The following is a 21,007-nucleotide window of genomic DNA, read 5'->3' on the forward strand; positions in this document are numbered from 1 at the left end:
GGCGCTGCTGTGCCTGCCTGCTACTTCTGAGTGCCTTGATATGGGCTGCCATACATCAGTTGAGGCAACCGTTGTGGGATGAACCCGAAATCGTCCTGGAAATAGGCGGGACGTATGAAGATCTACGCAGAAATTCTTCAGCCCCCTTTAGTCCGGAGATACGCGGACATATCTGGTCCGGTATCCCCATGACCGATGCGAAATTGCGGTTCGTCGACCCGCAGTTTGGGTTCACCACTCCCGCCGCGCGCTTCTTTAGTGTCGGATTCGACGACAACATCATTTTCGGTATCCGCATGTCCCCGCAGATCGAGCCACTACTGCTCGATGATGCCCTGGAAGTAGCGCTGGATTTACAAGACCAGTGGCGCGGGGGGGGATGGAGGGTGGCCGGTAGGACACGCTATCCACCCTTTGCCGACACGCCTGAATGGCGAGCGCAGCTGCGAGACAAAGGAGGCTCGGTTTACTGGAAGGCCGGCAAAAAATATCAAGTCTTGATGTACGTCCACCGTTTCAAATACGACCAACGGCCTGATGAAGAGCGCTACCTCATCACACTGTCGATCAGCAAACCGTGGACGCCTTTCGCAGAAGATGGGGATGAAGACGCTCTAATCGAATTGGATCAATCCATCCCGCTCACCCCCTTGTTTCCCAAAAAAACCAAAGGAGCCCCACCATGCCAACCCCCGCCTTCATGACCCTCCACGGCGAACACCAAGGCCTGATCAGCGCTGGTGCTTTTACTGAGGCGTCGGTGGGCAACATCTATCAAAAGGGGCGTGAGGACCAAATCATGATCCAGGCCCTGAGCCACGGGATCTTCGTACCGAAAGGGTCGGGCGCAGGTCGTCGGATGCACAAGCCCTTGATCGTCACCAAGGCCATCGACAAAGCGACACCGCTGATCAACAACGCTTTATGTTCTGGAGAATTGCTAAAAATATGCCGCGTCGAGTGGTATCGCACCTCGGCTCAGGGAACCCAGGAACACTTTTATACGATGGAACTGGAAGACGCGGTGATCATCGGCGCTGAAGTGCTTATGCCGCATTGCCAGGATCCCGGTACGGCTCACCTCACTCAAGTGGAGAAAGTCCATTTCAGTTACCGGCGCATTAATTGGCGGCATGAAGTCAGTCGAACCATGGGTTCCGATGAGTGGAGCACTGAGGTGCCGGGATGAGGTTGGTCAACGAGCTCGATCTGTCCGAATGGGAGCGCCAACATGCCTGGCCCAGTGAGCAAGCGCTGGAGCTTGTGCGCCAGGCGCTGCAAGATCGGCAGCTTATCGATGGAATGGACGAGTTGCGTGCCGGCCTGCTGATCGATATCGAGAGCGAGGTGCTCGACCCGATCGAGCGGGGGGAATGGCGGTTGGTCAGGCCTGAAGCCGATTACGCTGACTGGGTAATGCCGGAGCGGACCTTTGATCCAAAGGTAATGGAGCTGATGCTAAATCCGCCCGTCCAGCCGTCGAGAACGCCAAGAGTCTTTCGCCTCCGGGACAGCGTAACCGGTGAGCCGCTGGCGCTGCATGACTACATTGCGACGGTGGATGGGGACACGGCGCCACGCAGGACCGACGGCAAGGGCATCGCTCATCTGTTTACATCAACGGGGTGGCAGCAAATTTCAATGAAGGTCATTGGCGTTTAACCCTGGCAGGGCGACTAGAATTCATCGGCGCACGGTTGTCACAGACCTGACGCTAATTTCTGCGGATAACCCGACGACGGGTGCCGGGCAAAGGCACGTTGTTGTATGGTTGTGGTCGAACCGATGAACTCAAGTGATTGAAAGGATATCGCCATGCTGGACTGGAAGAACCGCGCGGGCAGCGCGCCTGAACGTGCCGCTGAACCGAAATCGGCTACCCGCAGTTACATCGGTGGCCTTTTGTTCAGTCGGGCGCTGGCCACGCTGATCGGCCTCTATCTGATTGTGGCCTTTGTGCTTGGCTGGTACTGGAGCCAGGAGCCGGCGCTGTTCCCGGTACAACAGAATGCTCAAGTGGCGGCCGAGAAAGAAGGCAAGCAAATGGTCATCGGCTACACCACGGTCGAAACACTCAAGACCGTCGCCGATACCTTGCTGACCAAACCGGGCGGCTACATCTCCAACGACCGTTTCCCGCCGGGCCTGTGGATGGACAACACGCCGAGCTGGGAATATGGCGTGCTGGTCCAGGTCCGCGATCTGACGCGGGCGCTGCGCAAAGACTTCGCCCGTTCGCAGTCGCAATCGGCCGAAGACGCCGATCTGGCGAAAGCCGAGCCGCGTTTCAACTTTGACAATAAAAGCTGGGTGCTGCCCTCCAGCGAGTCCGAGTATCAGGAAGGCATCAATTCCCTGAGCCGCTATCAGGCGCGCCTGTCCGATCCTTTGCAGAAAAACGCGCTGTTTTATGCTCGCGCCGACAACCTGAACAACTGGCTGGGCGATGTGGGCACTCGTTTGGGTTCGCTGTCGCAACGCCTGTCGGCCAGCGTTGGCCGGGTCAAACTGAACACCGCGCTGAAGACCGAAGTGGTCGCGCCGGGTCAGGTGCCACAGGTTGACGAGGAGATCGTCGAAACCCCGTGGATGCAAATCGACAACGTGTTCTATGAGGCTCGCGGTCAGGCCTGGGCCTTGTCCCACTTGCTGCGTGCCATCGAAGTCGACTTCGCCGATGTACTGGCGAAGAAGAACGCGACCGTCAGCGTGCGCCAGATCATTCGTGAACTGGAAGCGTCGCAGGAACCGGTCTGGAGCCCGATGATCCTCAACGGTAGCGGCTTTGGCGTACTGGCCAACCACTCGCTGGTCATGGCCAATTACATTTCCCGGGCCAACGCCGCAGTGATCGATTTGCGTCAACTGCTCAATCAGGGCTGAGTCATGGTCGATAACGCGAGAGAGGCCGCCCACCGCGCGGCCTCGGATGCCGAACAGATCGCCTGGGTCGACGAGCAGGACAACCTGCTCGGCGCTCTGGTCCGCTCGGACCTGCGCGAGCGCGGGCTGATCGGACGCGGCACCTACATCATGCTGTTCAATTCGGCTGGCGAACTCTGCGTTCACCGGCGCACTCTGAGTAAAGCGATTTATCCGGGTTACTGGGACGTGGCGGCGGGGGGCATGGTGCTCGCCAGCGAAACCTACGCCGAATCGGCCGCCCGCGAGCTTGAAGAAGAGTTGGGTGTGAGCGGGGTGGAACTCACTGCCCATGATCATTTTTTCTTCGAAGACACCGGCAATCGTTTGTGGTGTTCGGCGTTTTCGGCGGTGTGGGACGGGCCGTTGACCCTGCAACCGGAAGAGGTGCTCGAAGCGCGCTTTTTGCCAATCGATGAAGTGCTTCGGGAAATCGACGAAAAGCCTTACTGCCCGGACTCTCTGGCCGCGTTGAAGCGCTATCTCCGGGCTCGTGGCGGGGACGTCGCAAAAGAGGCATAAATTGGCGCCGATTGGCTCTTAGCAAGTCGGCTTTTTGCCGTTACACTGCGCGACCTTTTCAAGCTGAACCGGCAATGCTCTTTGTAGGAGCGAAGCTTGCTCGCGATGGACGTTAACGATAACGCGTGCATCCAGATTGTACGCATCGTCCTTGCGTTCTTCGCGAGCAAGCTTCGCTCCTACAGGGTTGTTTCGGTTCAGTAGCGCTGCCCCTGCCTGAGTGGGGCTTCGCGGTCGATGGCACCTGCCCAGGTTGCCGCGACCAGTCTTTGTCCTCCCAAGAGGATTGCCGGTGGCCAAAAAAGCCGCATCCTTCGCCGCCCTTGGTGGCCTGGTATTTTCCACCGACGCAGGTCGTCATTGCCCGGATTGCAGTAAGCCGGTGGACGCCTGTATCTGCAAACAGACCGTTATCCCGGCCGGCGACGGCATCGCTCGCGTGCGTCGCGAAAGCAAGGGCCGTGGCGGCAAGACGGTGACCACCATCACCGGCGTGCCGTTGGCTGAAGACGCGCTCAAGGACCTGGCCACCACGTTGAAGAAACGCTGTGGCACCGGTGGGGCGTTGAAAGACGGAATCATTGAGATCCAGGGCGATCATGTCGAGCTGCTGTTGGGCGAGCTGATCAAACTCGGTTTCAAGGCAAAGAAGTCCGGCGGCTAGCAGCCTCTGTGAAAACCACCCTCGGCTTGACCCGGTCCTGACTTCTTCTGGCCTGGCGTCGCCTACATGGTTTTCACAGAGCCTGTTCTGACCGGTTTCTAAACTCACTGCGGTCAGCGAGGTCTATCCCCTCGTTGACGAACCGTCATTTTCATCCTTTAGACTGCGCCGGCCTGAACCCAGGCGACGCTCTATGACTTCTTTATAGGGGACTTCAATGTCCGTACGACGCACACGCAAAGACGATGGCAGCCAATGGACAGTTGCGGACAGCCGCAGTGTTTACGGGATTCGCCATTGGGGGGCCGGGTATTTCGCGATCAATGACGCCGGTCGCGTCGAGGTTCGTCCGAACGGTCCGGCCAGTTCGCCTATCGACCTGTTCGAGCAAGTCGACCAGCTGCGTAAAAGTGGCTTGTCCTTGCCTCTGCTGGTGCGTTTCCCGGACATTCTGCAAGACCGCGTGCGTCAGCTGACCGGCGCCTTCGATGCCAACATCGAGCGCCTGGAATACCAGAGCAAGTACACCGCGCTGTACCCGATCAAGGTTAACCAGCAAGAAGCGGTGATCGAAAACATCATCGCCACGCAGAACGTGTCCATCGGCCTGGAAGCTGGCTCCAAGCCTGAGCTGCTGGCCGTGCTGGCACTGGCGCCGAAGGGCGGCACCATCGTGTGCAACGGTTACAAGGACCGCGAGTTCATTCGGCTGGCGCTGATGGGCCAGAAGCTTGGCCACAACGTGTTCATCGTGATCGAGAAAGAATCCGAAGTCGGCCTGGTGATCGAAGAAGCCGCCTCGCTGAAGGTCAAGCCGCAGGTCGGCTTGCGCGTGCGCCTGTCGTCCCTGGCTTCGAGCAAGTGGGCGGACACCGGTGGCGAGAAATCCAAGTTCGGTCTGTCGGCGGCGCAACTGCTGTCGGTGGTCGAGCGTTTCCGCGCGGCGGGTCTGGACCAGGGCATTCGTCTGCTGCACTTCCACATGGGCTCGCAGATCGCCAACCTGGCGGACTACCAGCACGGTTTCAAGGAAGCGATTCGTTACTACGGCGAACTGCGCAACCTCGGCCTGCCGGTTGACCACATCGACGTCGGTGGCGGTCTGGGCGTCGACTACGACGGCACGCACTCGCGTAACGCCAGCTCGATCAACTACGACATGGACGATTACGCCGGTGTCGTGGTCGGGATGCTCAAGGAGTTCTGCGACGCGCAGAGCCTGCCGCACCCGAACATTTTCTCCGAAAGCGGCCGTTCCCTGACCGCCCACCACGCGATGCTGGTGGTGCAAGTCACCGACGTTGAAAAACACAACGACGACGTGCCGAAGATCGACAACAAGGAAGAGCTGCCGGAAACCGTGCAGTGGCTGGTTGACCTGCTCGGCCCGACCGACATCGAAATGGTCACCGAAACCTACTGGCGCGCCACTCACTACATGAGCGACGTGGCCACCCAGTACGCCGACGGCAAGCTGACCCTGGCGCAAAAAGCCCTGGCCGAGCAATGCTACTTCGCCGTGTGCCGTCGCCTGCACAACTCGTTGAAGGCGCGTCAGCGTTCGCATCGTCAAGTGCTCGACGAACTCAACGACAAGCTGGCCGACAAGTACATCTGCAACTTCTCGGTATTCCAGAGCCTGCCGGACACCTGGGCCATCGGCCAGGTCCTGCCGATCCTGCCGCTGCACCGTCTCGACGAAGAGCCGCTGCGCCGCGCGGTGCTGCAAGACCTGACCTGCGACTCCGACGGCAAGATCAAGCAATACGTCGACGAGCAGAGCATCGAGACCAGCCTGCCCGTGCACGCTCTGAATGAGGGCGAAGACTACCTGCTGGGGATCTTCTTGGTCGGCGCCTACCAGGAAATTCTTGGCGACATGCACAACCTGTTCGGTGACACCGACTCGGTGAACATCTACCAGAATGCCGACGGCAGCGTGTACCACGCGGGTATCGAAACCCACGACACCATTGAAGACATGCTGCGTTACGTGCATTTGTCGCCGGAAGAGCTGATGACCCACTACCGCGACAAGTGCGCCAGTGCGCGCATCAGCGCGGCCGAGCGCACCCAGTTCCTCGACGCCCTGCGTCTGGGCCTGACCCGTTCGTCTTACCTGTCTTCCTGAGGTAAGTCGCCGTTCTCGCCAGGTTGTCTGAAAATGTTCCGCACGCTGCGGAAATTTCAGATGACCTGGTGCGGGGGTTCTCTGTTTTCAAGCGAAACGTCCCACACTCCCGGCTATCAAAGCCATATGGTCTTCTTTTCGCGTAGGCCATTTCCTAAGTTGTACTTCGGCACTCTACTCGGCCATGTCTCTCGGCGAGAATCCCCGGCCGCCCCTCCTGTAGAGAATCGCCGATGTTCGATCCAGTCAACGAACCTTCATTTCGTCTGGATGTAGCCGGTCTGCCCGACCCTTTCGAAGTCCTGGCCTTTACCGGTAGAGAAGCGATCAGCGAGCCCTTTGTGTTCGATGTGGATCTGCTGATCAATGACCCGATGCTGGACCTCGCGAGCCTGCTGTACCGCCCGGCCGTTTTGCATTTCGGGCCAGAGGGCAGCGCTTTCCATGGCCAACTGCATGAACTGGTCCAGCGTGACCATGGCCCGAGCGTCAGGCTTTGCCACGTGCGTCTGGGGCCGAAGCTTACGTGCCTGTCCCAGCGTTTCAGCCAGCGGATTTTCAGCGCGCTGTCGGTGCCCGAGATCCTCAGCCAGGTGCTCAAGGAACACGGCATTACCGGTAAGGACCGACGCTTCGAATTGACTGGCGATTACCCGCCCCGTGATTTCTGCACGCAGTATCGGGAATCGGATCTGCAGTTTCTCCAGCGCCTGTGTGCCCAGGAACGTCTTCACTACCATTTCGAGCATCAGAGCGATGGGCATTGCGTGGTGTTCGGTGACGGCCACGGGCATTTTCGTCTCGGCGAAAACGCGGTGTTCGCGGTCGGGCAAGCTTCTCCTGCGGTGCGCCGGTTTCAGCTTCAGGCAGAGCAACGCACCGCGCAAAGTGCCGAAGGCTGCACGGACCTGCCGACGCTGCGCAGCGGTCAGTTGATGCCCTTGTCTGGCTATCCGGTCGCCGATTGGAATCATCTGTGGTTGCTGACCCATGTCGACCATCAGGGCAGTCAGGATCCATTGGCCCCGTACAGCAACCAGATCCGTGCGATTCACTGGGAGTTGCCTTTCGTCTCGCCGCATTGCGCGGTGAAACCACGGATGCACAGCCTGCAACGAGCCTGGGTGGTCGACGTCGATGAGCCTCGGCCCGATCCTTCCAGACCGATTGCCGTGCAGTTTGACTGGCTCTATCAGGGCGAAGGCGCGACGCCCAGTCATTGTTGGCTGCCGTTGGCGGCTGAGCTGGAAGGGCCGACCGCCTCGGCGCTGAGCGAAGGGACCGAAGTGGTGGTGAGCTTTATCGAGGGCGATCCGGATCAGCCGCTGATTTGCGGGTTTCTTCACGCGCCGTCGTCGCTCGAAGAGGTTGAGGAGCCCAGCCCGACTGAGGACGGATCACCCCATGACGGCTTGCTGGAACTCCTGCGCTCGGGCGAGCCCTTGGTGGTGTTGTGCCTGTTGCCCGGCGGCGGCAGCTTCAGTCACTGCCCGCAGGCGCTTTGCACCTGCCGGGCGGCGACGCTGTTTGGCCAGAGCGGTGCGGCATGATTGGCGCAACCCCGCAATGGCTGTTGCTGGATGTCCCGAGTGCAGCTCAAGCGAGCGCAACACTGCATCAGGTGTTCGCGCAGGCCCAGTGGTTCTGGTTGTTCGAGGGCACCGAACTGCAGGCACTGCGCGAAGACGGCCCGGTACTCATCGACCTTCGAACGTGCCCGGCACTGGCCGAGTTGTGCTACAGCCAAACGCAGGTCTGGCGTGGCTTGCTGATCGTCAGCGAGGTGTCGTCCTCACAGTTGCTGGAGCATTTGCGCCGCATGCTCATCGTCTCTTGCGGGCTGCACCATCGAGCCTTGTTGAGTTATTACAACCCGAACACGGCCAGTTACTTTTTCGATGCCTGTGATGCCCGGGAATTGAGTCGCTGGCTGGGCCCGATCAGCCAGTTGCACTGGTTCGGCGGGTCCTGGGCCGATCGCGCGATCGGCAGCGAGGGCTGGCAGCAGTTGCTCAACCCGGGGCTCGCCGTCAGCCCGCTGGCGGTCGAAGAAAGCCTCAGTTCACGTCAGCGCGAAACCCTGCAAACCTGCCTGCTGGAGCAGCATGCCTGGCACTGGAGCCAATCCATCGGGGCCGATTTCAGCCGCCTGTGGTCCCATGTGCGGGAAGGGCTGGCGCTGGGTTTCAGCGAGCGGCCGGTACTCGATGGCTGGTTATGGCTGCGCTTGCAGCACCCCCGAGCTTCGCTGGTGCAGCCGTTGTCGGGGCTTACGCAGCAGGAGCGCCTCGATAGCCTGCGTAAATGCTGGCAGAACAATCAGCCTCAATGAACCCGGCCCGCGAACCAGCCATCGTTGTTGCGCAGCACCCAGGCGATTGCGCCGAGGGTCACGCTGCGCAACACCATGAACAACAGGAAAGTTATCCACAGCCCGTGGTTGCCCAAACCTTGCAGCGCCCAGGCGAACGGCAGCAACAGGATCACGGTCAACAGCATGCCGTTGCGCATCTCCCGGGCGCGGGTTGCGCCGATAAACAGCCCGTCGAGCAAATAGCTCCAGACCGCGATCAACGGCAGGGCGGCGAGGTAGGGCAGGTAGACGAACGCCGTGTCGCGTACGTTCTGAATGTCGGTCTGCATCTCGATGAACAAGTGCCCGGCAAACAGGAACAACACGGCAAACCCCAGGCTCGCCAACAGCGACCACCCGCAAGCGACGACCAATGAACGACGCAGTGCGTCCCGGTCGCGGGCGCCAATCGCGTGCCCGCACAGCGCTTCCACGGCATGGGCCAACCCATCGAGCGCGTGGGCCGTCAGCAGCAAACCATTGAGCAGCAAAGCGTTGGCGGCGACCGTGGCGTCACCCAGCCGCGCACCTTGTACGGTGATCAGGAAAAACACCGATTGCAGCAACAGGCTGCGGATGAAGATGTCGCGATTCACGGCCAGGAGCGGTCGCCAACTCTGCCACAGCGCCAACACGGCCCAGGCGATGTGACCGGGGTAGGCGCGCAGTGCCTTGCGGGTCATCAGCAGGCCGATCAGTGCGCCGGTCCATTCGGCGATCACCGAGGCCCGGGCCGCACCGACCACGCCCCATTCCAGGCCGAGGACGAACCACAGGTTCAGCGCAATGTTGACCAGGTTGGTGCTCAGTAAAATCGCCAGCGGCGCCCGGGCGTTTTGCGTGCCGAGGAACCAGCCGACCAACGCGTAACTGGCCAGCGCCGCAGGCAGACCGAACAATCGAGTGTGGAAGAACTCGCGGGTCAGTTGATCCAGTTCCGCCGAAGGTTGCATGAAGTGCAGCGCGACACCGCTCAACGGAATGCCCAGCGCACCCAAGGCAATGGCCAGCCCCATGGCCAGCAACAGGCCTTGTAACAGAATCTGCCGCAACGCCGCGCCATCCCCGCGTCCGGCGGCCTGGGCGGCAAACCCGGTGGAACCCATGCGCAGAAAGCCCATGGCCCAGGCGAGAAACGTGTACAGACTGGCCCCGACCGCGACGGCGCCCAACTGATGGGCGTGGGGCAAGTGACCGATCACCGTACTGTCGACCAGCGCCACCAGCGGCACGGAAATGTTCGAAAGAATCATGGGCGCGGCGAGCGCCCAGACCCGGCGATGGGTCGGGCGGTCGCGCCAGTCGGCAATCAGGTTGGACATGCAGGCTCCTTGGGGAGCGGGCATTGTAGCGATACATCCGGCATCTGCGCCGATCCATTGTGGGAGCGAGACCGGCTTGCCGGCGATGGTGTGTCAGCCGACACCTGCGTAGCTGACACACCATCGCCGGCAAGCCGGTCTCACTCCTACAGGAGATTGGTGGTGTCAGTGGATTATCCAGCTAAGCAACCACAACCCCAGCAGCAACCAGATGATCCCCATGATGATCGACGCATTCATGAACGCCCGGATCGCCGACCACAACAGCATCAGCCCCAGGATCAGCGCGATGATGCTGATGATCGACGTGTCCATGCCCAGCGCGCTGGACAACCCTTCGACGAAGTTGCTACCGGCGTTGCTCAACTGATTGAACAGGCCGCTGAGGGCGTCAACGATAAAACGGATGACCGAGCCGAGCGCCTGGCCGAGCCATTCGAAAAAACTGTCTACCTGCATGTCGTTAACGTCCTGATGTAAGTGGTTGAGCCTTGGGCCAGTCATCGCAGCGCCGAGTTCCCCGATACGGCAATCGTATGAGTATGACGCAAGATTCTGCTTCGTTGATGCACTTGTAGGAGCAGAGCTTGCTCGCGAAAGCGGTGGAACATCCAACATAAATGCCGCCATTTACACCGCCATCGCGAGCAAGCTCAGCTCCTACAGGAGCTAACGCCACTTGCCATCCCCGGCCATCCCCCCGAAGCTATACGCCTTCAGGAGAGCCCGATGAACCTTGTTGAACTGACCGAACGCCTGCACGCCATCCGTGACCGCAATGACTGGCGGCAATTTCACAGCCCGAAAAACCTGGCCATGGCCGCGAGCGTGGAAATGTCCGAGCTGGTGGAGATCTTCCAGTGGCTGACCGAAGACCAGTCGCGCCAGTTGCCGGCGGACAAACTCGCCCATGCCGGGCAGGAAGTCGGCGACATCGTGCTCTATCTACTGCTGCTGTGCAGCGAGTTGGGGTTGGACATGAATGAAGTGGTGCGCAGCAAACTCGCGGACAGTGAACGGAGGTTCAGCTGATGAGCGACCGTCATTTCGATCAACTGGCGACCCGCTTCGCCGAAAAGATTTACGGTGGTGCCAAAGGTGCGATCCGTCTGGCGGTGCTTCAGGCCGACCTGGCGGAAACCCTGCCGGACCGCCCCTTGCGCGTACTCGACATTGGCGCCGGCCTGGGCCACATGTCGTTGTGGCTGGCCCAGCGCGGGCATGACGTGACACTGGCCGAACCTGCCGAACCCATGCTTGAAGGGGCGCGCCAGCGCTTTGCCGATGCAGGCCAGACGGCCACTTTTATTCAGGCGCCGTGGCAGGACCTGCTCGGTCAGCTCACCGAACCCTACGACCTGGTGTTGTGCCATGCCGTACTGGAATGGTTGGCCGAACCCCACGCGATTCTGCCGGTGCTGCATCAGTTGACGAAGCAGGACGGCTGGTTGTCCCTGGCGTTTTACAACCGCGATGCACTGATCTACCGCAACCTGCTCAAGGGCCACTTCCGCAAAATGCGCAAGAACGACATGGCCGGCGAAAAGCAAAGCCTGACGCCGCAACAACCCCTTGATCCGCGTGAATTGGCGGTGCAACTTGAAGGTCTGTGGCAGGTCGAAACCCAGAGCGGGGTTCGGGTTTTTCACGACTACATGCCAGTGGAGTTTCAGGCCCGCGCCGAACTGGTGGACTTGCTCGAAATGGAACTGGCCCACCGGCGTCACCCAAGTTTTGCCGGGCTTGGACGCTACCTGCACTGGATCTGTCGGCCGGTCTGATCGGAGCGCGAAATGAAACGTCGTACCGGGTTACTGGTGATCTGTCTGGGATTAGCTGCCTGCCAGGGCAGCAACCCTTATGTGGCGACGTCCAACCCCTTGCCGCCGGCACCGCCCGAGGCCGCCAACACGTTCGACCGCAGCGCCTATCCGGCCCCGCCGCGTGACTATGGCCGCTACCGCAGTTGGGCCTGGCTCAATGGGCAACTGCCGCCGGGTTCGGCGTGGGCGGACTCGGCGCAAGTCGCCGAAGCCGTGAGCAACGCCCTCGATCAGCGCGGCTTGCGCCCGCTGCACGACAATCGTCCGGCGGACCTGTTCGTCAGCGCCAATCTGCATCTGGAAACCCGCTTGCGGCAGGTTCAGGACGACTACGGTTACTACGGCGGCGGGTATGGCGGCTACAACCGCTACGGCAGCGGTTATGGCATGTACAACACGGTGCCGATCGTTCGCACCTATTCGGAACAGGTCGTGGTGGTACAGGTGGACATGTTCGATGCTCAAAGCGGTCAACCCGTCTGGAGTTCGAGCGCCGAAACCAGCAACAAAGGCAGCCAGAGTGCACGCGCCGATGCCATTCGGGAGGCTGTGGAAAAGGCCATGTCGGCGTATCCTCCTAGTTAGCTTCTGCAAAAAAGAAGCGTTTCACAGGTTCATGTCTTCAATCGGAGAATCATCATGTTCCGCCGTCTCGTATTACTGGCAGTGGCCGCGCTCCTGACAGCCTGCGCCGCCAACCAGGTCAATCATGACTTCGACGCCAGCCGCGATTTTGCCGCCTATCGCAGCTGGAGCTGGAAAGACCCCGCCCTGCAATATCGCCCCGATGACCCACGGATCAAGAGCGACCTGACCGAACAGCGCATCCGCCAATCGGTGGCCGATCAGCTGGACCAGCGTGGCCTTCGTCCTGCCGCTGCGGGCAAAAAGGGTGATGTGAGTGTGCAAACCTACCTGATCGTCGAAGACCGTCAGCAACAAGTGACCACCAACTACGGCGGCGCTTGGGGTAACCCGTGGAATGGCTACTGGGGCGGGCCGATGTACAACGAAACCCGCAACATCAGCTACAAAGTGGCGATCATCCAGATCGACCTGCTCGACGGCAAGGACGGCAAACTGGTGTGGCGCGGCAGTGACGAACAAATCCTCAGCCGCACGCCGAACCCGTCGGACCGCAGCACCGCGATACGTGAGACGGTCGGGCGGATACTCGCCAATTACCCACCCAAATAAACCTGTAGGAGCCGGCTTGCCGGCGATGGCGGTTCAACACTCAACATCTATGTTGAATATGGCACCGCCATCGCCAGCAAGCTGGCTCCTACAGGTTTTTTGTTGTCTGGACTTAAAGGCAAAGCCTATCGGGTGACTTGATCGTCCACTGCTATCGGCAACTCAATACAGAACCGAGCACCCTCGGCCGAGTTGCTCGCACGCAGTGTTCCACCCATGTTCTCGACGATGCCAACGCTCACCGACAACCCCAGCCCCGTACCCACACCCACCGGTTTAGTGGTGAAAAACGGTTCGAAAATCCGCTCCAGCAACTGCGGATCGATACCGCCACCGTTGTCCTCGACCCACAGTCGCACTGAATGCTCGTCACGTTCGGTGTGCAGCGAAATCCACGGTTTGAAATCCCCATCCGTTTCGCATTTGCTCAGCAATGCATCCCGCGCGTTGACCATCAGGTTAATCAGCACCTGTTCCAGCTGATCGACATTGCCACGCACCTGAACCTGGAAACCGGTCTCGCTGACCCTGAGCTCGACGCCTTTGCCTCGCAACTCCTCGGCCAGCAGCGACAGCGTGCCCCCGATGGCGTCAACCGGATTGAAGGGATGCTGCTCGGCCTCCGAGCGGCGGCCGAACACCCGCATGTGATTGACCACCCGCGCCGCACGCTGGACCTGGGCATCAATGCGGTTGAGTTTGTCGATCAGGTAGTCGACCTGCACTTCACCGCTGTCCAGGCGCTTGAGCACGTTGACGATGGCCAGACGCATCACGTTCAGCGGCTGGCTGATTTCATGCGCCAGGCCCGTGGCCATTTCGCCAAGGGTGGCCATTTTCGCGCTCTGGGCCGTCGCGGCGTCCTGTTGCTGGTTTTTGATGTCGCTGATGTCGAGCATGAAACCCACCAGCCGCCGGTCTTTGCCGACGCCCATGGCTTGCCCTTGCAGGCGATACCAGGTCGGCGTGTCGGGGTGATGCAGGCGCACGCAGAGCAATAAAGGTGTGCCGTCGTCCTGCAAGTCTTGCAGGCGACTGCGCAGCGCTTTGCGGTCGACAGGGTGGACTTGCTCGAGCCAGGCGTGCAGCGGCATGCGTGTGCTGATCAGGTTCAGTGTGTTGGCCAGCGACGACGCCAATTGCACCTCGGCGCTGTCGCTGAATATTTCCCACCATCCGCTGCCGAGCAAGGCTTGCAGCGATTCCAGTCGCTCCAGTTGCAGATGGTGCTGATGCTCACGCAAACGCTCCAGCAATGGCCCGGCGAGCGCGGCGGCGAGCTGCAGCCAGTCGCGCTCTCCGACGTCGGGTGCACGTTGTTGCACCGGGTAAAAACCACAGAGCAACCACGCGACCACGCCTTGGGCATCGTGGTAAGGCACCGCAAGCCCTTCGGCATTACCGAAGAGACTGTGCAGGCGCGGGTGCTCGCCGAGGGTCAAATGCTGCGGGGCGGAGCCGTTCAAACTGTCGAGCCCGGTGCCCAGGCGTTGACCGTTTTGCCACAGCCGGGGCGCATCAAAGGCCGCGTAATGTTGGTGGATCTGCCAGCCGTCTTCCTGTTCATCCAGCAACGCCACGGCCATGCACGGGATTTGAAAACGCCGCGCCAGATGCTGCAGTTGTTCCAGCAGTACGTCGGGCAGGCGCGCCAGACTGCACAGGCGCAACTGGTCGCCGATCTGTGTCGCGAGCAACTGGCAGAGTTCGCGGCTGCGCGCTTGCCGGCGTTCGTACAACAAATCGCCGATGTCCAGTAACTGCAACAGCCAGGCATTGGCCAACGGCTGCACCCAGCCGCGCAGGTGCAGGGGTTGCCCGCTGAGGCTGAAAAAGTCCAGATCCAGACTTTGTCCTTGCCAGTCGGCCGGTGAGCCTTGGACGGCGAGGCTGCTGTGCGGCATGAGGTAATCGTGTAGAAGCGGCGCCTGCGCGGCGGGGTGCTGCTGGGCGAGGCCATGGCGCAGCGGACCAGCCAGATGAATGACCCGGCCTTCGGCGTCCAGGCGCATCTGTAAGCCGACACCTGGCACGCTCAGGGCGCTGGGGACTTCCGGTGGCGGTGGTGGATGGCGGTTGAGCAGACGCCCGAACAGCTTGTCCCCGGAACTCAAGGTTGCAGGCTCGAACGGGCGGCAAGGGGCGCCGGCAGATCAGGGCACTTCAATATCCCGCCCATATAAGTGGCGCGGGTGACATTGAAATTCAGCTCGGCGGGAATCCAGTCCAATTGCCGGCTCGGTTCCGTGGTGGCCACGGCATTTGTTTGCTTGCGGGGGAGGTTTGTTTTCATGAGTGCGTCTACCCTGACTATCACTATGTAATGTCAGCATAGAATCATTCAGCCAAAACGGACGTTTTTTACCCGATACAGTGCTTTGTCCTACTGATCTGGCTGATGCGAACGATCAGGCAGCCGGTCGCCAATGTCCGGCCATATGCTCCAGATCACCTGCGCCCAGCAGCTGAAAATCTCCACTGGACCCCGCCGCACTGGCGAGCAGTGTCACCTCGCCGGGCAGGCGCACCGGTTTGCGAAACTGCACGGCAATCTCGACGTTCGCCGTGGGCAAATGATCGGCAAGCGCAGCCAGCGTTCGCGCCTTGTTCCATAACCCATGGGCAATGGCCGTCGGGAAGCCGAACAGTTTGGCGCTCACCGCACTCAGGTGAATCGGGTTGTAGTCGCCGGACACTTTGGCGTATTGCCGACCGATGTCCGCCGGCGCTTTCCAGCGGGTGACTTCGCTCAACGGCAACGTCGGGGCCAGCACTTCCTCGACCGGTTCGCCTTCGAGTCTGACCCCGCGACAGAGCATCCGGCTTTCAGCCTCCCACAACGGCCCCAACTGATCATCGAGCGTTGTCAGCAGCTCGAACGTCGCCCCCTTCGCATGGGGTTGCAGATTCTGCACCTGCACGCTGATGCGCGCGCGGTTCACGCCGCCCATGGGCCGCAAGACGCGAATGCGGTTGCTCAGGTGAATCAGTCCCAGCAGCGGAAACGGAAAATCCCTGGCGGTCAGCAGTTGCATCTGCAGCGCGAACGCCAGGATGTGTGGATAAGTCGGTGGCAACAAACCGTTGTCGGCAAACCCGCAGACGTTGCGATAGGCCGCCAGGCGTTTCGGGTCAACATCGACCCAGCAACGCAAACCCGAATCGGGCAGCGTGGTGCCGGTGATCTTGCGGCGCGTAGCGGCCTGCACATACAACCCTGGCAGGCTCGGTTCGCGGTTGAGTGTGTGCCAATCGGTGATCATCGCCAAGCCCCCAAGACACTTTGTCCACAGACCCGCAGCGCTTGCCCGGTGAACGCTCCGGTGCCAGGTTGCGCCAGCCAGGCCACCGCTTCGGCAACGTCTTGCGGCAGGCCGCCCTGGCCCAGAGAACTCATGCGCCGGCCGGCCTCACGCAAGCCAAAGGGAATGTGTGCGGTCATCTGTGTTTCGATGAATCCCGGTGCCACCGCGTTGATGCTGATGCCGCGCTCATTGAGCAACGGCGCCCAGGCCTGGGCCAGACCGATCAAACCCGCCTTGCTCGCCGCGTAATTGGTTTGCCCGCGATTGCCGGCGATGCCGCTGATGGACGCCAGCAGAATCACCCGGCCGTTATCGTGCAAGGTGCCGCTGTCGAGCAGAGCCTTGGTCAGCACCTGCGGTGCATTGAGATTGACCGCGAGCACCGCGTCCCAGAATTCCGGAGTCATGTTGGCCAGGGTTTTATCGCGGGTGATGCCGGCGTTGTGCACCACGATATCGACGCCGTCAGGCAACTGCTCGATCAACTGCGTGGCGGCGTCTTCGGCGCAGATGTCCAGGGTGATGCTGCGTCCGCCGAGGCGTGCGGCGAGGGCGTCGAGATCGGTTTTCGCCGGTGGCACGTCGAGCAGGATCACGTCGGCGCCGTCACGGGCCAGGGTTTCGGCAATCGATGCACCGATGCCGCGCGCCGCGCCGGTGACCAGCGCCTTGCGCCCCGACAACGGGCGCGTCCAGTCCGTCACGGGTGTGGCGCAGGGGTTCAGGTGAATCACTTGCCCGGAGACGAACGCACTTTTGGGCGAAAGGAAAAACCGCAGCGGGCCTTCCAGTTGATCCTCGGCGCCTTCGCCGACGTGGATCAGTTGCAAGGTGCCGCCGCTGCGCAGCTCCTTGGCCAGCGAACGACTGAAGCCTTCCAGGGCTCGCTGGGCGCTGGCGGCAAACGGATCGCTCAACGTCTGCGGCGCGCGCCCGAGAATGACCAGGTGCGCACAATGATCGAGGTTTTTCATCAGCGGCTGAAAGAACTCGCGCAGTTGCTTGAGCTGATCGGTTTGCACCAGATGACTGGCGTCGAACACCACCGCCTTGAGTTTCGGGCCGTGGCCGGGAATCCACGCGGTGGCGATCGAAGGTTCGCTGCCGTAGCTGTAAATCGCATCGGTCAGGCGATTGGCAAAAGCGCTGACTTTTTCCGCCAGCGGCCCGCCGCCGATCAGCAGCGCCCCCTCGACAGGCCGAAGCCGGCCCGCCTGCCAGCGTTCCAGCCGAACCGGCGACGGCAGCCCCAAGGCCCCGACCAGACGATGGCCGATGGATGAATTGGCGAAGTCGATATAGCGGTCAGACATGGAACGCGCTCCAGCAGCTGGGGTTCAAAGTGTGGACCACGAATGGCAATCAGTCGTTCGATCCACGAGATAAGGCCTACGCTTGGGCAATGCAGATTGGTTTTATCCCGGGATTTTTATGGCGCGAACCTTGTAGGAGCGAAGCTTGCTCGCGAAGGCGGTGTATCAGCTACATGGATGTCGACTGACCCAACGCCTTCGCGAGCAAGCTTCGCTCCTACAAGGGTGGCGCGCATTTGGATTTTCATCAGGAGCTTTTTCATGACTCAGCTGCGCCGCGTCGCGATCATCGGCGGTAACCGGATTCCCTTCGCACGCTCCAACGGGCCGTACGCCACCGCGAGTAACCAGGCGATGCTCACCGCCGCGCTCGAAGGCCTGATCGAACGTTTCAACCTGCACGGCCTGCGCATGGGCGAAGTGGCGGCGGGCGCGGTGCTCAAGCATTCCCGGGACTTCAACCTGACCCGCGAATGCGTGCTCGGCTCGCGGCTGTCGCCGACCACGCCGGCCTATGACATTCAGCAAGCGTGCGGCACCGGGCTGGAAGCGGCGTTGCTGGTGGCGAATAAAATTGCCCTGGGCCAGATCGAATGCGGCATTGCCGGCGGCGTCGACACCACGTCCGACGCGCCCATCGGCATCAACGAAGGTTTGCGCAAAATTCTCCTGCAAGCCAACCGCGCCAAGACCACGGCCGACAAACTGAAAACCTTTTTGCAGCTGCGACCGGGTCATCTCGTCCCTGAATTTCCGCGCAACGGCGAACCCCGTACCGGCCTGTCGATGGGCGAACACTGCGAACTGATGGCGCAGACCTGGAACATTGCGCGCGCCGAGCAGGATCAACTGGCGCTGGAAAGTCATCAGAAAATGGCGGCCTCCTACACCGAAGGCTGGCACAACGACCTGATGACGCCATTCCTCGGCCTGACCCGCGACAACAACCTGCGCCCGGACCTGACCCTGGAAAAACTTGCGTCGCTGAAACCGGCGTTCGAGAAAAGCGCCAAAGGCACGCTGACCGCCGGCAACTCGACGCCGCTCACCGACGGCGCGTCGCTGGTGCTGCTGGGCAGTGAAGAATGGGCGAAGGAACGCGGCTTGCCGATCCTTGCGTATTTGCGCGATGGCGAGGCGGCGGCGGTGGACTTCGTCAACGGTGCCGAAGGGCTGTTGATGGCGCCGGTGTACGCGGTGCCGCGTTTGCTGGCGCGCAATGGCCTGACCTTGCAGGACTTCGATTACTACGAAATCCACGAAGCCTTCGCCGCACAAGTGCTCTGCACCTTGAAGGCGTGGGAAGACCCTGAGTACTGCAAAACCCGTCTCGGCCTCGACGCGCCACTGGGCTCCATCGACCGCAGCCGGCTCAACGTCAAAGGCAGTTCACTGGCGGCGGGGCATCCGTTTGCAGCGACGGGCGGGCGCATTGTCGCCAATCTGGCCAAGCTGCTCGATGCCGCTGGAAAGGGACGGGGGCTGATTTCGATTTGTGCGGCGGGCGGGCAGGGCGTCACCGCCATCATCGAACGCTGATTCGCCGGGGTGTACACCGAACCTGTAGGAGTGAGACCGGCTTGCCGGCGATAGCGGTGTATCAGTCGACAAATTCGTGACTGACACACCGCTATCGCGAGCAGGCTCGCTCCTACAGGGGGTTTGTGGTGTTGATTGGAGAGGTGACATGGCCTAACGTCCGCCTAATCAGCAACCTCGCGACACAAGGCCAGTCAATGCCGACTAACGGACAACAATCCCTCGAACGGACCATCCCGGCCCTGACCGTGTTGCCGCGTCCGTTGTACGCACGTGCCGAAAGCCTCAACGCCGGTTCATGGACGCCGTCTCACCGCCACGACTGGGTGCAATTCTCCTACGCCATCAGCGGCGTCCTCGGTGTGCACACCGCCGAGGGCAGTTTTTTTGCGCCGCCGCAGTGGGGGATCTGGATTCCGGCGGATCTCGAACATCAGGTCGTGACCTCGATGCGCGCCGAAATGCGCAGCCTTTACGTGCGTCGCGAGGATTGCCAATGGGCGGACGGGCGTTGCCGTGTGTTGGAAGTGACGCCGCTGGCGCGGGAGTTGATCAAGAGTTTTTGTGCGCTGCCGGTGGAATATCCACAGGGCGACAGCCCGGAGGCGCGGCTGGTGAATGTGCTGCTGGATCAACTGGCGAATTTACCGGAGGTCGGTTTCTCGCTGCCCCTGCCGCGCCATGAACGCTTGCTGGGCTTGTGCAACGAATTGATCGAAAACCCGGAACACAACGTGACCTTGCAGGAATGGGCACAACGATTGGGTACGTCGGAGAAGACCCTGATGCGCTTGTTCCAGCGTGAAACGGGGTTGAGTTTTCGTGGCTGGCGGCAACGGATGCGGCTGCTGTCGTCGTTGAATTTGCTGGAGGCGGGGGACAGCGTGACGAATGCGGCGTTGGCGTGTGGGTATGACTCGACGTCGGCGTTTATTGCGGCGTTCAAGGGGTTGTTCGGGTTTACGCCTGGAGAGTTGTTTCGGCAGTGATGACGCCTTCGCGGGCAAGCCTCGCTCCTACAAAAACAGCGCAAAACCCTGTAGGAGCGAGGCTTGCCTGCGAATGGCCGCGAAGCGGCCACCGGGATTTTTGGATCAGGTACGGAAACGGCGAACCAACCCATCCAGCTCATTCGACAACCCGGCCAGACTCTGCGAATCCAACCGCGCCGAGTTCGCCAGTTCTGCCACCAACTGCGCATCGCCATGAATCTGGCTGATGTGCCGATTGATGTCTTCGGCCACCTGATGCTGCTGTTCAGCCGCCGTGGCGATCTGGGTGTTCATGTCGCGGATCACGTCCACCGATTCACGGATCTGCCCGAAGCTGCTGCGCGCCTCACCGATGCGAGTCACCGACTGCTGGGACACTTCCAGGCTCGCATGCATCTGCTGAGTCACCTGGCTGGTGCGCTTGGCGAGGTTGCCAAGCAGGCCGTCGATTTCCGCTGTGGAGTCGGCGGTGCGCTTGGCCAAGGCCCGCACTTCGTCCGCCACCACCGCAAAACCGCGACCTTGTTCACCGGCCCGTGCGGCCTCGATGGCAGCGTTCAGCGCCAGCAGGTTGGTCTGTTCGGCGATTGAACGAATGGTCCCGAGGATCGACTGAATGTCGTTGCTGTCGCGCTCAAGTTGTTGCATCGACTGCGCCGACTGTTCGATTTCCTGGCTCAGGCGATCAACGCTGGTCACGGCGGCATCAATCTGTTGCTGACCTTCGCGTGCCTGGCGCTGGCCACTGTCGGCCGACTCGGCCGCCTGGCTGCACGAGCGCGCGACTTCGTTGGCGGTGGCGACCATTTCGTGGAACGCGGTCGACACCATGTCCACGGCTTCACGTTGGCGTCCGGCGGCTTCGGCCATGTCGCTGGAGACCTGGGTCGAGCTCTTGGAGGTGGCGAGGATTTTGGTCGCGGC

The 21,007-nt window shown here is 61.1% G+C and carries 22 protein-coding genes; 15 read left to right on the plus strand and 7 right to left on the minus strand.

The genetic code is table 11. From position 1 onward, the window contains the following. Positions 1-188: 188 nt before the first annotated feature. From KGB25_RS13045 to KGB25_RS13085, 9 genes are all read left to right on the plus strand, one after another. Positions 189-704 carry a hypothetical protein gene (locus KGB25_RS13045; RefSeq protein ID WP_317850742.1) on the plus strand — a complete coding sequence of 172 codons (516 nt, stop codon included), beginning with the start codon at positions 189-191 and terminating at the stop codon, positions 702-704. After that, on the plus strand, positions 683-1,189 hold the full coding sequence (locus tag KGB25_RS13050; protein WP_192226977.1) for an Hcp family type VI secretion system effector: 507 nt from the start codon (positions 683-685) through the stop codon (positions 1,187-1,189). The genes KGB25_RS13045 and KGB25_RS13050 overlap by 22 nt, the downstream gene beginning before the upstream one ends. Then, a complete protein-coding gene (locus KGB25_RS13055) occupies positions 1,186-1,662 on the plus strand; it encodes a hypothetical protein (RefSeq protein WP_223435125.1) in 477 nt (158 codons plus the stop codon). Before KGB25_RS13050 ends, KGB25_RS13055 begins: the two co-directional genes overlap by 4 nt. 153 nt (positions 1,663-1,815) lie before the next feature. Then, on the plus strand, positions 1,816-2,883 hold the full coding sequence (locus tag KGB25_RS13060; protein ID WP_008031276.1) for a DUF2333 family protein: 1,068 nt from the start codon (positions 1,816-1,818) through the stop codon (positions 2,881-2,883). 3 nt (positions 2,884-2,886) lie between these two features. After that, the gene (locus KGB25_RS13065) at positions 2,887-3,444 is read left to right on the plus strand and encodes an NUDIX hydrolase (protein WP_008031277.1); all 558 of its coding nucleotides are present in this window, start codon (positions 2,887-2,889) and stop codon (positions 3,442-3,444) included. A gap of 292 nt (positions 3,445-3,736) precedes the next feature. Beyond that, on the plus strand, positions 3,737-4,108 hold the full coding sequence (locus KGB25_RS13070) for a translation initiation factor Sui1 (protein WP_008031278.1): 372 nt from the start codon (positions 3,737-3,739) through the stop codon (positions 4,106-4,108). 217 nt (positions 4,109-4,325) lie between these two features. After that, the gene (gene speA / locus KGB25_RS13075; RefSeq protein ID WP_008031279.1) at positions 4,326-6,239 is read left to right on the plus strand and encodes an arginine decarboxylase; all 1,914 of its coding nucleotides are present in this window, start codon (positions 4,326-4,328) and stop codon (positions 6,237-6,239) included. Between the two features lie 233 nt (positions 6,240-6,472). Next, a complete protein-coding gene (locus tag KGB25_RS13080) occupies positions 6,473-7,789 on the plus strand; it encodes a contractile injection system protein, VgrG/Pvc8 family (RefSeq protein ID WP_223435126.1) in 1,317 nt (438 codons plus the stop codon). Then, positions 7,786-8,571, plus strand: a complete 786-nt coding sequence (locus KGB25_RS13085) for a DUF4123 domain-containing protein (RefSeq protein ID WP_223435127.1) — start codon at positions 7,786-7,788, stop codon at positions 8,569-8,571. Before KGB25_RS13080 ends, KGB25_RS13085 begins: the two co-directional genes overlap by 4 nt. On the opposite strand, the gene KGB25_RS13090 is transcribed toward KGB25_RS13085, so the two are convergent. Next, the gene (locus tag KGB25_RS13090; RefSeq protein ID WP_223435128.1) at positions 8,565-9,914 is read right to left on the minus strand and encodes an MATE family efflux transporter; all 1,350 of its coding nucleotides are present in this window, start codon (positions 9,912-9,914) and stop codon (positions 8,565-8,567) included. The genes KGB25_RS13085 and KGB25_RS13090 overlap by 7 nt on opposite strands. Before the next feature lie 165 nt (positions 9,915-10,079). Further along, positions 10,080-10,373, minus strand: a complete 294-nt coding sequence (locus KGB25_RS13095; protein ID WP_008031285.1) for a hypothetical protein — start codon at positions 10,371-10,373, stop codon at positions 10,080-10,082. A gap of 270 nt (positions 10,374-10,643) precedes the next feature. On the opposite strand from KGB25_RS13095, the gene KGB25_RS13100 reads away from it, so the two are divergent. From KGB25_RS13100 to KGB25_RS13115, 4 genes are read left to right on the plus strand one after another with little or no spacing between them, the layout of a single operon-like run. Next, the gene (locus KGB25_RS13100) at positions 10,644-10,946 is read left to right on the plus strand and encodes a MazG-like family protein (RefSeq protein WP_007951009.1); all 303 of its coding nucleotides are present in this window, start codon (positions 10,644-10,646) and stop codon (positions 10,944-10,946) included. Further along, positions 10,946-11,695, plus strand: a complete 750-nt coding sequence (locus KGB25_RS13105) for a methyltransferase domain-containing protein (protein ID WP_008038741.1) — start codon at positions 10,946-10,948, stop codon at positions 11,693-11,695. The genes KGB25_RS13100 and KGB25_RS13105 overlap by 1 nt, the downstream gene beginning before the upstream one ends. A gap of 12 nt (positions 11,696-11,707) precedes the next feature. Next, the gene (locus KGB25_RS13110; protein ID WP_008038742.1) at positions 11,708-12,322 is read left to right on the plus strand and encodes a DUF4136 domain-containing protein; all 615 of its coding nucleotides are present in this window, start codon (positions 11,708-11,710) and stop codon (positions 12,320-12,322) included. 54 nt (positions 12,323-12,376) lie between these two features. Continuing rightward, entirely contained in the window at positions 12,377-12,934 is a 558-nt protein-coding gene (locus tag KGB25_RS13115; RefSeq protein ID WP_008031292.1) for a DUF4136 domain-containing protein, read from the plus strand. A gap of 125 nt (positions 12,935-13,059) precedes the next feature. On the opposite strand, the gene KGB25_RS13120 is transcribed toward KGB25_RS13115, so the two are convergent. The 4 genes from KGB25_RS13120 to KGB25_RS13135 all read right to left on the minus strand — a co-directional run bounded on the left by KGB25_RS13120 (position 13,060) and on the right by KGB25_RS13135 (position 17,552). Further along, on the minus strand, positions 13,060-15,048 hold the full coding sequence (locus KGB25_RS13120) for a sensor histidine kinase (RefSeq protein ID WP_223435129.1): 1,989 nt from the start codon (positions 15,046-15,048) through the stop codon (positions 13,060-13,062). Next, positions 15,045-15,227 carry a hypothetical protein gene (locus KGB25_RS13125; RefSeq protein WP_223435130.1) on the minus strand — a complete coding sequence of 61 codons (183 nt, stop codon included), beginning with the start codon at positions 15,225-15,227 and terminating at the stop codon, positions 15,045-15,047. The genes KGB25_RS13120 and KGB25_RS13125 overlap by 4 nt, the downstream gene beginning before the upstream one ends. A gap of 115 nt (positions 15,228-15,342) precedes the next feature. Beyond that, positions 15,343-16,197: a MaoC family dehydratase gene (locus KGB25_RS13130; protein WP_223435131.1), complete on the minus strand. Its 855-nt coding sequence runs from the start codon at positions 16,195-16,197 to the stop codon at positions 15,343-15,345. Beyond that, entirely contained in the window at positions 16,194-17,552 is a 1,359-nt protein-coding gene (locus KGB25_RS13135; protein ID WP_223435132.1) for a 3-oxoacyl-ACP reductase, read from the minus strand. The genes KGB25_RS13130 and KGB25_RS13135 overlap by 4 nt, the downstream gene beginning before the upstream one ends. Before the next feature lie 261 nt (positions 17,553-17,813). Here KGB25_RS13135 and KGB25_RS13140 point away from each other — a divergent pair, with 261 nt between their 5' ends. Then, the gene (locus tag KGB25_RS13140) at positions 17,814-19,091 is read left to right on the plus strand and encodes an acetyl-CoA C-acetyltransferase (RefSeq protein ID WP_223435133.1); all 1,278 of its coding nucleotides are present in this window, start codon (positions 17,814-17,816) and stop codon (positions 19,089-19,091) included. Positions 19,092-19,288: 197 nt separating this feature from the next. Then, positions 19,289-20,080: an AraC family transcriptional regulator gene (locus tag KGB25_RS13145; RefSeq protein ID WP_192226990.1), complete on the plus strand. Its 792-nt coding sequence runs from the start codon at positions 19,289-19,291 to the stop codon at positions 20,078-20,080. Positions 20,081-20,185: 105 nt separating this feature from the next. Here KGB25_RS13145 and KGB25_RS30575 read toward each other — a convergent pair whose 3' ends face one another. Further along, on the minus strand, positions 20,186-20,953 hold the full coding sequence (locus KGB25_RS30575; protein WP_390959830.1) for a methyl-accepting chemotaxis protein: 768 nt from the start codon (positions 20,951-20,953) through the stop codon (positions 20,186-20,188). Positions 20,954-21,007 lie beyond the last annotated feature (54 nt).

It is taken from the genome of Pseudomonas sp. BF-RE-21, from assembly GCF_019947305.1.
GTDB lineage: Bacteria > Pseudomonadota > Gammaproteobacteria > Pseudomonadales > Pseudomonadaceae > Aquipseudomonas > Aquipseudomonas migulae.

Bases quoted from the DNA above. Each gene is read 5' to 3' on its own strand.
- KGB25_RS13145 (WP_192226990.1), top strand. From the start codon at position 19,289: ATGCCGACTAACGGACAACAATCCCTCGAACGGACCATCCCGGCCCTG.
- KGB25_RS13125 (WP_223435130.1), bottom strand. From the start codon at position 15,227: ATGAAAACAAACCTCCCCCGCAAGCAAACAAATGCCGTGGCCACCACG.
- KGB25_RS13130 (WP_223435131.1), bottom strand. From the start codon at position 16,197: ATGATCACCGATTGGCACACACTCAACCGCGAACCGAGCCTGCCAGGG.
- KGB25_RS13095 (WP_008031285.1), bottom strand. From the start codon at position 10,373: ATGCAGGTAGACAGTTTTTTCGAATGGCTCGGCCAGGCGCTCGGCTCG.
- KGB25_RS13100 (WP_007951009.1), top strand. From the start codon at position 10,644: ATGAACCTTGTTGAACTGACCGAACGCCTGCACGCCATCCGTGACCGC.
- KGB25_RS13140 (WP_223435133.1), top strand. From the start codon at position 17,814: ATGACTCAGCTGCGCCGCGTCGCGATCATCGGCGGTAACCGGATTCCC.
- KGB25_RS13090 (WP_223435128.1), bottom strand. From the start codon at position 9,914: ATGTCCAACCTGATTGCCGACTGGCGCGACCGCCCGACCCATCGCCGG.
- KGB25_RS13055 (WP_223435125.1), top strand. From the start codon at position 1,186: ATGAGGTTGGTCAACGAGCTCGATCTGTCCGAATGGGAGCGCCAACAT.
- KGB25_RS13105 (WP_008038741.1), top strand. From the start codon at position 10,946: ATGAGCGACCGTCATTTCGATCAACTGGCGACCCGCTTCGCCGAAAAG.
- KGB25_RS13080 (WP_223435126.1), top strand. From the start codon at position 6,473: ATGTTCGATCCAGTCAACGAACCTTCATTTCGTCTGGATGTAGCCGGT.
- KGB25_RS13050 (WP_192226977.1), top strand. From the start codon at position 683: ATGCCAACCCCCGCCTTCATGACCCTCCACGGCGAACACCAAGGCCTG.
- KGB25_RS13110 (WP_008038742.1), top strand. From the start codon at position 11,708: ATGAAACGTCGTACCGGGTTACTGGTGATCTGTCTGGGATTAGCTGCC.
- KGB25_RS13085 (WP_223435127.1), top strand. From the start codon at position 7,786: ATGATTGGCGCAACCCCGCAATGGCTGTTGCTGGATGTCCCGAGTGCA.
- KGB25_RS13135 (WP_223435132.1), bottom strand. From the start codon at position 17,552: ATGTCTGACCGCTATATCGACTTCGCCAATTCATCCATCGGCCATCGT.
- KGB25_RS30575 (WP_390959830.1), bottom strand. From the start codon at position 20,953: ATGGCCGAAGCCGCCGGACGCCAACGTGAAGCCGTGGACATGGTGTCG.
- speA (WP_008031279.1), top strand. From the start codon at position 4,326: ATGTCCGTACGACGCACACGCAAAGACGATGGCAGCCAATGGACAGTT.
- KGB25_RS13045 (WP_317850742.1), top strand. From the start codon at position 189: ATGACCGATGCGAAATTGCGGTTCGTCGACCCGCAGTTTGGGTTCACC.
- KGB25_RS13115 (WP_008031292.1), top strand. From the start codon at position 12,377: ATGTTCCGCCGTCTCGTATTACTGGCAGTGGCCGCGCTCCTGACAGCC.
- KGB25_RS13065 (WP_008031277.1), top strand. From the start codon at position 2,887: ATGGTCGATAACGCGAGAGAGGCCGCCCACCGCGCGGCCTCGGATGCC.
- KGB25_RS13060 (WP_008031276.1), top strand. From the start codon at position 1,816: ATGCTGGACTGGAAGAACCGCGCGGGCAGCGCGCCTGAACGTGCCGCT.